The sequence below is a fragment of the Desertibacillus haloalkaliphilus genome (assembly GCF_019039105.1).
In the GTDB taxonomy this organism is placed as follows: Bacteria; Bacillota; Bacilli; order Bacillales; family KJ1-10-99; genus Desertibacillus; species Desertibacillus haloalkaliphilus.
Window position 1 is genome coordinate 1 of the sequence record NZ_JAHPIV010000394.1, and the last position, 366, is coordinate 366.

Consider the following 366-nt stretch of genomic DNA (forward strand, 5'->3'; position numbering starts at 1 on the left):
TCCCTCTAAAATAGCGATCGTATCCCCTCTTTGAAATTCTTCGCCATCTGAAACCAACACTTGAACTGAGATCGTAGAATCTAACATGCCATATCCCCATGTCAGTAAATCGCAACCAGCCATTACCCCATTCCCCTTAGCTACAATTTTCGCTTTCCCAATTGCACTAGTTGAAATGGCCGATTCACTCGTAACATCACTTTCACCAAGGTCTTCTATAAAAAAATGCTCTAATTGTTTTTTTACTAATAACTTGTTCATTCTCTCTCCCCCTAGATATTTTCGAGTACAAGGTGTCGTTTTTCTTTTTGTGTGATTTGCGCACCTTTTTCTTTCGATAATGCAACGTACGTACTTGACCAAAGG

At 39.6% G+C, this 366-nt stretch carries 1 pseudogene; it reads right to left on the bottom strand.

Features of this window, described 5'->3' with window-relative positions:
* A pseudogene (locus KH400_RS22480) lies at positions 1-261 on the bottom strand (nicotinate-nucleotide diphosphorylase (carboxylating)); the annotation flags it as partial.
* Positions 262-366 lie beyond the last annotated feature (105 nt).